At 37.2% G+C, this 6,881-nt stretch carries 8 protein-coding genes; 6 read left to right on the plus strand and 2 right to left on the minus strand.

The features are described from left to right. The 6 genes from AB1422_07415 to proB all read left to right on the plus strand — a co-directional run. Positions 1 to 484 (plus strand): hypothetical protein (locus AB1422_07415; protein ID MEW6619155.1); only part of this gene is annotated, 484 nt, incomplete at its 5' end. 6 nt (positions 485 to 490) lie between these two features. Then, positions 491 to 823, plus strand: coding sequence for a ribosomal-processing cysteine protease Prp (locus AB1422_07420; GenBank protein MEW6619156.1), 333 nt, complete (start codon positions 491 to 493; stop codon positions 821 to 823). 2 nt (positions 824 to 825) lie between these two features. Further along, on the plus strand, positions 826 to 1,206 hold the full coding sequence (locus AB1422_07425; protein ID MEW6619157.1) for a phage holin, LLH family: 381 nt from the start codon (positions 826 to 828) through the stop codon (positions 1,204 to 1,206). Positions 1,207 to 1,241: 35 nt separating this feature from the next. After that, entirely contained in the window at positions 1,242 to 1,493 is a 252-nt protein-coding gene (gene rpmA, locus AB1422_07430; GenBank protein MEW6619158.1) for a 50S ribosomal protein L27, read from the plus strand. Between the two features lie 53 nt (positions 1,494 to 1,546). Next, on the plus strand, positions 1,547 to 2,605 hold the full coding sequence (obgE, locus tag AB1422_07435) for a GTPase ObgE (GenBank protein ID MEW6619159.1): 1,059 nt from the start codon (positions 1,547 to 1,549) through the stop codon (positions 2,603 to 2,605). Further along, positions 2,565 to 3,665: a glutamate 5-kinase gene (gene proB / locus AB1422_07440; protein ID MEW6619160.1), complete on the plus strand. Its 1,101-nt coding sequence runs from the start codon at positions 2,565 to 2,567 to the stop codon at positions 3,663 to 3,665. Before obgE ends, proB begins: the two co-directional genes overlap by 41 nt. A 1-nt stretch (position 3,666) precedes the next feature. Here proB and rtcA read toward each other — a convergent pair whose 3' ends face one another. Both rtcA and ilvB read right to left on the minus strand, forming a co-directional pair. After that, positions 3,667 to 4,713 carry an RNA 3'-terminal phosphate cyclase gene (gene rtcA / locus AB1422_07445; GenBank protein MEW6619161.1) on the minus strand — a complete coding sequence of 349 codons (1,047 nt, stop codon included), beginning with the start codon at positions 4,711 to 4,713 and terminating at the stop codon, positions 3,667 to 3,669. Positions 4,714 to 5,084: 371 nt separating this feature from the next. Beyond that, complete coding sequence (ilvB, locus tag AB1422_07450) at positions 5,085 to 6,761, minus strand: biosynthetic-type acetolactate synthase large subunit (GenBank protein MEW6619162.1); 1,677 nt, start codon at positions 6,759 to 6,761, stop codon at positions 5,085 to 5,087. Between the last annotated feature and the right edge of the window lie 120 nt (positions 6,762 to 6,881).

Consider the following 6,881-nt stretch of genomic DNA (forward strand, 5'->3'; position numbering starts at 1 on the left):
GAAAAGAACAGATGCGGAAATCCGTAAGGTTAATAAATCAGTAGCAGGAATAAGTGATGGTTTTGGTAGAATGACTGAAGGATTCGCACTTGCTTCTATAGAAGAAGTATTCAAGAAACTTGGAATACATATTAATAAGACCCTTCCAAGAGTCAGAAGTAGAAGAAATGGTGACCATCTGGAAATAGACTTACTTAATGTAGCTAAAAGTGATAAGAAAGAGATGGTTATTATTGTAGAAGTGAAGAGTTATCTCCGAACCGAGGATGTCAATGATTTTTTAAATGATATATCAAAGTTTTATGATTTTTTTGAAGAGTATAGAGATAAAGAGATAATAGGTGTGATTGCCTTTATGAATTATGCAACAGGGGCAAAGGAATATGCAGAAAAAAGAGGATTCTATCTCCTATTTTGTTCAGAGGATTTAATGAAAATGGTAAATAAAAAAGGTTTTACACCACAGGTGTGGAGTTACAATTAAAGTATAATGGTAATAGTAACTGTTACTCGCAATCCAGAGGGAAAAATTGTAGGATTTAGTGGAACAGGACATGCAGATTTTGCTAAAGCAGGTGAAGATATAGTATGTGCGGCAGTATCTGCCCTCCTGCAAAGCACAATTAAAGGACTACAAGAATATGTAGGCATAAATTTAGAAATAAGTAAAGAAAAGGGCTCCCTTGAAGTCAGGATAAAAAAAATAGAGCAAAAGTTTCTTCAATTGCCAACAGATGCTATCTTAGAAACTCTTGTATTAGGATTAAAAGCAATTGAAAAAGAGTATAGAAAGTATATGAAATTGATAGAAAGGAGAAAATAAAAATGAATGAAACCTTAATGATACAATTATTGATAACTCTATTAATAATTGGGACTATCCTTAATTTCTTATTACCTTTATCCGTGGCTTATTTAGCCAGTGTAGTAAAAAGAAGATTTGGGAAAGACTATACGGATAAATATACCGAAGCCGCAGAAATAGGTGTGATGGGTTCTGAACAGTATTTTTCTACTTCAACCAGTGAGGTTACCCATAAAGATAAAAAAGATTTAGCGGTGGATATAGCTAAAAAGATATTAGCCAAAGATGGTATTATAATTAAATCACGAGAAGATGAGGATTTACTCTCAGATGTTGTTGAATCCGTTGTTTTTATGCTAAATGGTAATAAGGAAACAAAAGAACAAGGAAATGAGTCCTAACTTATTTCCCTGTTAACTATTGCAGGAGGTATGAAATGGCACATAAAAAAGGAATGGGGAGTTGTAAAAATGGCCGTGATAGTGCGGGAAGAAGATTAGGTGTAAAACGCTCTACCGGTGAATTTGTTAATGGCGGAACAATTATTGTCAGACAACGCGGCACAAAATTCCTTCCAGGACGAAATGTAGGTCGCGGTGGAGATGATACTTTATTTGCTAAAACAACCGGGCAGGTAAAATTCCATTCGCAAAATGGTAAAAAATTAGTCAGTATTATTCCCTCGTAGGAGGAAAAGAAGTAGAGAGTAGAAAGTAGAGAGTAGAGAGAAATAATAAGATATTGTCTTTCTACTTTCTACTTTCTACTTTCTACTTACTCTATATTATGTTTGTTGACCACGCACAAATAACCGTTCAAGCAGGTAATGGCGGGAATGGTTGTATAAGTTTTCGACGAGAAAAATATATCCCTTTCGGCGGTCCTGATGGTGGTGATGGCGGAAGGGGAGGAAATGTTGTTTTATCTGCAAATGAAGGATTAGTTACCTTGCTTGATATTCAAAAAAAACGATTCTTCAAAGCCCCAAAAGGAGCTCATGGCAAAGGTAGTAATTGCACCGGGAAAGATGGTGAGGATTGTATCATCCTTGTTCCTATCGGTACACAAATCTTTGATGCTAAGACTAATGCTCTCTTAGGTGACCTGATTTCTCATCAGCAAAAGGTAATTGTGGCTTATGGTGGTAGAGGTGGAAAGGGAAATACTCATTTTGCCACCTCGATAAATCAAGCCCCAAGAATTGCTCAGGAAGGTAAAGAAGGCGAAAAAAGAATATTAAATTTAGAGTTAAAATTAATCGCCCAGGTAGGATTAATAGGCTACCCAAATGTCGGTAAATCCACTCTTCTTTCTAAAATCTCTAAGGCTACACCCAAAATCGCCGATTATCCATTTACTACCTTGACCCCTAATTTAGGAATGACTAAATTAAGTGAGTTTGTCTCCATAATTGTTGCTGATATTCCTGGTTTAATCAAGGATGCCCATAAAGGGGTTGGACTGGGCCACAGATTCTTACGACATATTGAACGAACTAACCTTTTAGTTCATATCTTAGATATTTCCCAGAACCCAATCTCTCAATATAATATTTTAAATGAAGAATTAAAACTATATAAAATCAAAGATTTAATTCAAAAAAAACAGATTGTTGTTATAAATAAAATGGATATTAGTGGCTCTGCAGAAAAGTTTAAAGAAATTAAACCATATTTTACTTCATCAGGGATTCAACCTATACCTATTTCTGCCTTAACTGGACAGGGAATAGATGAATTGTTAATCGCCATACAAAAAAATGAAAATAACCTTATCCAAAGCCAAACGAATTGTGGTTAAAATTGGCACAAGTCTTTTGACCACACCAGATGGAATTTTAAGCACCACTTATCTTTCCAGAATAGTGTGCGATATCGCTAAATTGCAAAATGCTGGCAAAGAATTTATCATTGTTACCTCCGGAGCAATTGGCGCTGGGATGCAAATTTTAGGGTTAAAAGAAAGGCCCAAGACGATTATTTTAAAACAAACCACAGCCGCCGTTGGGCAAAATAAACTTATGGAGGTATATGAGAGATTATTTAAAAAATATCAACAAACTATTGCTCAAGTTTTACTAACACACCAGGACCTTTCCTGCCGGAAAAGCTACATTAATATTTGTAATACTATCTTAAAACTGTTAGAATATAAGGTGATACCTGTTATTAATGAAAATGATACAGTGGCAATAGAGGAGATAAAATTTGGGGAGAACGATACCTTATCGGCTTTAATTGCCCAATTAGTTGAAGCAGATTTATTGTTAATCTTGACTAATACTGATGGGTTATATTCCGCAGGAGGTGAATTAATTCAAAAGGTAGAAGAAATTACGGATGAAATTACCCAAATAGCAACTGGAACAACAAGTAAGTTTTCCACAGGTGGAATGCAGACCAAGATTGAGGCGGCTAAAATCTCCACTCAATCAGGAACAACAATGGTTATACTAAACGGTAAAAAGCAAGGAATTATTGAAGATATTTTACAGGGAAAAGAATATGGAACTGTTTTTGTGGCTAAAAAGAATAAATTAAGTAGTCGTAAGCGATGGATAATGCATAATTTAAAACCTATGGGTGAGATAATCATTGATGATGGAGCAAAAGAGGCGATTTTAAAAAGAGGGAAAAGCCTTCTACCTTCTGGAGTTTTAGAGATAAAAGGTGAATTTGATGAAGGAGATGCCCTCATTATTAGAGATACACAAGGAAAAGAATTAGCCAAAGGATTAGTAAATTACCCTGAAACAGACCTGTTTAAAATAAAAGGCAAACAAACTAATCAGATAGAAGAAATATTAGGCTATGAGTACGGAGAAGAAGTTATACATCGGGATAATTTAGTGATATTATAGGTTAACCCGTCCTGTTAAATCCTATCCCTTTTATCTTCAGGTGATTTTCTTTGATTGCAGTTTTTGCTCCAATGATTTCTTTGACTAACCAGAGATTTGACTCGATATGGTCGGTCATTCGTGGGATTATATATTCAGAAGTGCCATCTGCCAGGCTGGCGTAGATTATTAATTGGTCGGCTAAGAATCTATCCACGGTTGCCTTTGTATTGAGGTCTTCAAGTAATGTTTTCGCTACATATCTACCGATTTTTTCAGAACTTCTACCTATTTTACCCGCCATATCTGCTCCAATGAAGCAGTCAGTATTGGTTTTAGCACAAACAAAAAGATTCGCCCCTTTTTGCAATGAGGTTTCATCATCAAGTATCTCAAATTTCGTCTCATAGCCGCTTTGTTTTAAAATCTGCTGGCAGGTTTCTGCCATCCGCTCACTTACCCGACCACTTTTAAGATGAGAAGATAAAGATATACCTCTAATTTCAGTAATTTCATTCTGCTCAAGTAAAACGATAGGTTTAAGTTTATGTGGTGTCGGGTTCACCTCTAATTCAATAATTCCTCCACCTTCTGGCACATATCCTGGTCGAATTAATCGCAAATGAGCCTCAATACCCATTTTTCTAATGGTCGGGAATAAAACCCGTTCCATATGGAAGGCACTGGGTGCAAAATCCTGAAATAAACCACCAGAAATTCTGAATGTAGATGGTGTTTTACCAAAACAGACAACAGGTAAAATCGTCATCGCCAGCATTGTTGTTGAACCTGCGGTGCCAATATCCCATTGATATTGACCTGGCTTTATATTTTTGCCTGGTTTAAATGTTAATATTTGCGAGCCAACCTCTGCATGTTCTAATTCACCACCAACTAATTCTTTACAGGCAAATACAGATTTTAGATGTTGATGTCTAAGACCTGGTTTTTCTCTTTTTGCCCGGATATTTTTTATCTGTAATTCCTTACCCAGCAAGGCACAAAGCCCAACACAATACCTGAGAATAGTCCCACTACCCGAATATTTAGAACCATCTATTTCTATCATCCCTTGTCAGCACCTCTTTTATACCCAAATAAATTGAGTTTGCAAATATTTTGCTCTAAAAAGGAATCAAGGATTCGAGGGGTCAAGGATTCAAGGGAGGTGAAAAATAAGGTGTTCACTCGACCCCTGGGGAGTATTGGGGGGCAAACCTTGAATATTGAATTTATAGTAGTTATTAACGAAAATTTCTTATAGAACAGATATAGCAACAGGGTTGATGGTTTATAGTTGATAGTTTATAGTTGATAGTTTCATAGACTATCAACCATCAACAATACTAATGTGAACTTTTGGTTAATACTTACTATATTACTTCTCTTTTTGTCAAGTGAATTCTATAATCAAGGTTTGGCCCCAATCCCATTCCTTTTCTACGCCAGGCTGTCAATCATTTGGGTTAAAGCCGCGCCGGCGGGTACCATTGGAAAAACATTTTCTTCCTCTACGATTCGAAAATCAATCAAAACAGGTTTTGGCGAGGCAATTGCCTGTTCCAATGCCGGACAAACATCCTTTTCTTCGGTGACGCGGAGACCTTCGGCACCATAAGCCTCGGCTAATTTAACAAAATCAGGCGATATGGCTAAAGATGTCTGGGCATATCTTTTATTGTAGAAAAGTTCCTGCCATTGTCTCACCATCCCTAAATATTGATTATTCAGAATAGCCACATTTACGGGTAATTTATACTGAACAGCTGTGGCTAATTCCTGAATGTTCATTTGGATACTGCCATCACCGGCGATATCGAAGACGATTTTATCAGGATTGCCAACCTGGGCACCAATAGCCGCTGGAAAACCATAACCCATTGTTCCCAATCCACCTGAAGACAGGAAATGTCGTGGATAATCGCATTTATAATATTGAGCCGCCCACATCTGATTTTGCCCAACCTCAGTCGTGATAATTGCCTTACCGTTGGTAATTTTACAAATCTCTTCAATTATAAACTGTGGTCTTAATTTTGAATCACCTTTTTTATAAACAAGTGGATGTTTTTCCTTCCATTTATTTATTTGTTTAAGCCAGGGTTCAATTGTGGGTGGTTGGACTATCTTATTTAATTCCTTTAAAACACACCTGACATCACCAACTATCGGGAGATGAGCAGGAATATTTTTGCTAATAGATGCCGGGTCAATATCAATATGAATGATGGTGGCATTTGGTGCAAATTCATCTAATTTGCCAGTGATGCGGTCATCAAATCGAGCACCAATAGCAATAATTAAATCTGTCTCCACCATTGCAAAATTGGCATATTTAGTTCCATGCATACCTAACATACCCAGAAATAAAGGATGAGTTCCTGGAAACCCACCTATACCCATTAATGTCGTGGTAACCGGGATAGAAGTTTTTTCGGCTAATTCGAGGAGTTCCTTATCGGCACCTGAGCTAATTATACCACCACCCGCATAGATGACTGGTTTTTTCGCCTTTTCAATCAATTCAGCGGCTTTCTTAATTTGTCCCGGATGTCCTGGATAGGTTGGGTTGTAACCACGAATTTCAATCTTTTCGAGATGTTTATATTCTGATGTTGCCGTGCTGACATCCTTTGGTAAATCTATCAGGACTGGCCCTGGTCTACCTGTTGAGGCAATAAGAAAAGCCTCTTTGACAATTCGGGCTAATTCAGATGTTTTTTTAACTAAATAATTATGTTTGGTAATCGGTCGAGTAATCCCAACAATATCTGCTTCTTGAAAGGCATCATTACCTATCATCGGTGTTGGGACCTGTCCAGTTAAAGCAACTATGGGAATAGAATCCATATATGAGGTCGCAATACCAGTAACTAAATTAGTCGCACCAGGCCCTGAAGTGGCAAGGCAAACACCGACTTTGCCAGTTGAACGGGCATATCCGTCAGCCGCATGTGCCGCTCCTTGTTCATGTCTGACCATAATAAATTTAATCGGGGCATCAAAGAGAACATCAAAAATAGGCAAAACTGCCCCACCTTGATACCCAAATATGACCTCGACACCTTCTTTAATTAATGATTCAATTAAAATTTGAGCTCCGCTTAATTTATTCATATTCTATATCACCTACCTTGTAATACCTCAGTTATTTGGGGGAATGAACATTAACCTGCGGAGGACAGAGCAATGAAAATAGTAGGCAAGTAGGTAGTAGGTAAGTAGGAAAGGGATAAA

The sequence above is a fragment of the bacterium genome (assembly GCA_040757115.1).
Classification (GTDB): Bacteria; UBA9089; CG2-30-40-21; order CG2-30-40-21; family SBAY01; genus JBFLXS01.

Excerpts from the sequence above, each read along its gene's own strand:
- AB1422_07420 (MEW6619156.1), top strand. The coding sequence starts at position 491 with ATGGTAATAGTAACTGTTACTCGCAATCCAGAGGGAAAAATTGTAGGA.
- AB1422_07425 (MEW6619157.1), top strand. The coding sequence starts at position 826 with ATGAATGAAACCTTAATGATACAATTATTGATAACTCTATTAATAATT.
- rpmA (MEW6619158.1), top strand. The coding sequence starts at position 1,242 with ATGGCACATAAAAAAGGAATGGGGAGTTGTAAAAATGGCCGTGATAGT.
- proB (MEW6619160.1), top strand. The coding sequence starts at position 2,565 with ATGAAAATAACCTTATCCAAAGCCAAACGAATTGTGGTTAAAATTGGC.
- rtcA (MEW6619161.1), bottom strand. The coding sequence starts at position 4,713 with ATGATAGAAATAGATGGTTCTAAATATTCGGGTAGTGGGACTATTCTC.
- ilvB (MEW6619162.1), bottom strand. The coding sequence starts at position 6,761 with ATGAATAAATTAAGCGGAGCTCAAATTTTAATTGAATCATTAATTAAA.